General features: G+C 55.9%; 1 protein-coding gene and 3 pseudogenes. 3 read left to right on the top strand and 1 reads right to left on the bottom strand.

The window, feature by feature from the left end:
• Nucleotides 1-119: 119 nt before the first annotated feature.
• Nucleotides 120-260 (top strand): annotated as a pseudogene (locus L6D80_RS30475) (IS4 family transposase); the annotation flags it as partial.
• A gap of 320 nt (nt 261-580) precedes the next feature.
• Nucleotides 581-811, top strand: coding sequence for a hypothetical protein (locus L6D80_RS29765; RefSeq protein ID WP_009681584.1), 231 nt, complete (start codon nt 581-583; stop codon nt 809-811).
• Nucleotides 812-1,101: 290 nt separating this feature from the next.
• Here the strand turns inward: L6D80_RS29765 and L6D80_RS29760 are convergent.
• A pseudogene (locus tag L6D80_RS29760) lies at nt 1,102-1,604 on the bottom strand (transposase); the annotation flags it as partial.
• A gap of 86 nt (nt 1,605-1,690) precedes the next feature.
• On the opposite strand from L6D80_RS29760, the pseudogene L6D80_RS29755 reads away from it, so the two are divergent.
• Nucleotides 1,691-2,706, top strand: a pseudogene (locus L6D80_RS29755) (IS110 family RNA-guided transposase).
• The last annotated feature ends 280 nt before the right edge of the window (nt 2,707-2,986 follow it).

Raw genomic sequence — 2,986 nt, 5'->3', positions numbered from 1 at the left:
TTTCTCGGTCACTTGCTTGACCGCTTCGATCTTGAATTCTTCGGGGTAACGCTGACGACTCATGGCACCTCCTATTTGGGCCTCATTATGAGGCTTGGAGGTGTCTACGAAACCAGGGGCGATTCAGTGCTCAGGGGCTGAGCAATGTGCTGGCCTTGATGGCTAAAAGCCTCAGTGCCGTACGCTCAGGCCGTAGCTTTGCGCGCCAACGCAAACGCGCAGCCAGCCGAGGTTGTGGGGGCTACAAACCGACGCGCTGAAGAAACACCACCGCCCAACCTCCGTGTGCAAAAAAAGCTGGCCACAAGCGGTCGGCATAGGCTCGTCCGGAGAACGAGAAATCTCGCCTAGACAGCCGGGCCGGAACAGACGATGATCACATCACCGCCAGCCCAGTTAGACCGCCTGATTGAGCGGCAGAGGCCTGGTCATCGCCCGACGGCCATGGCAGCTGGCTGCTTCGGGGGGCTTACCTTGGGCAGGGCTGCAGCTTAGGTTGATGACATTGCAACAGGCCCTAGCCCAGAACGATGACAATATCTGCATGCCATAAACCTCACCCGGGCCGTGCAATTGTCCGATGAGCCTATCGTCGGCTTTGGCCTGCTCCGGCAAAACCGGCGGCATGACTTCGCTGCCCAATCTCGACCAACTGCCCCCTGAACAACTGCGCGCTCTGGCGGCGCAGTTGATGCAACGTGTCGAGAGTCTCGATCAGAAAGTCGAGACAATGGGCAAGAAGATCCACCGCGACCAAACGGTTAGCCCAGACACCTTATGGAGCGATGCTAACTACCCAGTGGTTGGCTGAGGATGGACACTGGTTCATCTTGAATAGACGAAACCTGTCGACACTCTGGGGCAGCTATCGGCCGATTCTGTTGAAAAAGTCGATTTTTACGGACATGGGTTGTCAGCAGGTCGAAAAGCGCTCAATTTTCGCGTTGCTATGTAAAATCTAATGCATTTCTGCCTTCTGAGCGAGTCAGATTTTAACGTCGCTCACCTTCTTTCATAGGCGAGCGACGCTACGAGACTTTTTCAACAGAATCGGCCAAAAGCAGTCATCCAGGTTTCCACCTAAGACAACCATGTGGGGGGCTACCGGCCAGGGATGAATACCCGGAGGACTGTGGATTTCCCAGTTTGGTTTGCGGCCATGCTGGCCGGATGGATCCACAGACTCGCCAGCGCAAACAACGTCGTCAGTTGCGCCGTGTTCTTGGCCACGCCGCGAAAGCGAGTTCTCACATAGCCGAACTGAAGCTTGATCACTCGGAACGGATGCTCGACTTTCGCCCGTACCTGCGCCTTGACCTTCTCGATCTGGCGCTTGGCTGAGTAGAGCACGCGCGTTGGCCCAAGTGCTTGTAGGTGCTGCGTCGCGCAGCGATCTGCCAGGTCGCCGGTCGCCCTTCATGCTCCGGTCGTTTCTCAACGCCGGTATAGCCCGAATCGGCATTGGCGACGTTCGCTGCGCCATGCAGTAGATGTGAAACTTCCGTCACGTCAGCCACGTTGGCGGCTGTGCCATGGACATGATGTACCAGGCCCGATTCTGCGTCGGCTCCGATATGCGCTTTCATGCCGAAGAAGTACTGGTTGTCTTAATGAGATGGTCAGCCCAGTTCGAGAAACCCGGTGAGTCTAGACTTACCGGGTTTCTCTCTTGACCGAAGGAGGATCTCTCATGAACACCGTAACGCTTCTAGGTATCGACATCGGCAAGAACACCTTCCACCTGCATGGCCAGGATGCGAGAGGAAATCAGCTCATGCGCAAGAAGCTCAATCGTTGCCAATTGCTGCCGTATCTGGCGCAGTTGCCAAGCTGCAAAATTGCATGGAGTCCTGCGGCAGTTCGTAATGGCTGGCTAGGCAGATCGAGGGCTTGGGCCACCGCGTGCAATTAATCGCGGCGCAGCATGTGAAGGCCTACGTCACTGGCAACAAGAATGACTTTATCGATGCAGAGGCCATCTGCGAAGCCGCGTCGCGACCCAGAACCCGCTCGGTTCCAGTAAAGACCCTTGAGCAGCAGATCCTGTCGACTGAGCACAAGCTGCGCAAGTCTTGGGTGGATAATCGCACGCGAATCATCAACCAGGTGCACGGTGTCCTGCTGGAGCTCAGGATCATTTTCCCCATTGGACATGCTGCTCTGGAGCAGGTGCCCGCTTTGATGGAACGCCATGAGCTGCCGATTCGACTGCGTAATGCGGTTGAGCGAATGCTGCTCGATATTCAACGCCTGACGAGAGATATCAAGGGGATCGATGTCGAGATCAAACAGCAGTTGTCTGAGGACGCCGCCGGCATGCGCTTGCTGAGCATCCCCGGCATCGGCCCTCTCACCACTAGCGCGCTGGTGGCCGATGTCGGTGACGCTTCGACTTACAAACGCTCACGCGACTTTGCCGCGTCACTCGGGTTGGTGCCTCGACAGTATTCAAGCGGTGGCAAGACGAGCTTGCTTGGCATCAGCAAGCGCGGCGACAAGTATCTGCGCTGCCTGCTGGTGCAAGGCGCTCACGCACTGATGATACGAATCGACAAGCGTGACGATGCACTCGGAGCTTGGGTAAGAAATCTTTTGGCTCGCAAGCCCCCGAACAAAGTCGCCTGTGCGCTGGCCAACAAGACGACAAGAATCGTCTGGGCAGTATTAGCCCGAGGCGGCAGCTACAACGTGAAACAGATGGCTTGACCTAACCGACTTACCACCGGCTTTTGCGACGACAGTGATGATGACGATAAACGGCAGACATCCCAACTGAAAACCTGAAAACGAAGATAGTTTTTAAAGCTGATCCCTTTATCAAGGACAATTGGGAGCGACTTCTCATCAAGGGCCGAGCGCTAAGGAAACTCCGAACAAGTCAGCACAGGCCATCTGACCTGTGCTGAAATAGCCCTCTGTCCAACAGCCCTCTACAAGCCCTCCTTCCCATGAGTCAGATGAGCTTTTCCGATTTCGAGTACGCCGG

The organism is Pseudomonas ceruminis, from assembly GCF_021602025.1.
Classification (GTDB): Bacteria; Pseudomonadota; Gammaproteobacteria; order Pseudomonadales; family Pseudomonadaceae; genus Aquipseudomonas; species Aquipseudomonas ceruminis.
This window is presented reverse-complemented; position numbering and strand designations above follow the sequence as displayed.

Coding starts and splice junctions, on each gene's coding strand:
- L6D80_RS29765 (WP_009681584.1), top strand. CDS start 581: ATGAGCCTATCGTCGGCTTTGGCCTGCTCCGGCAAAACCGGCGGCATG.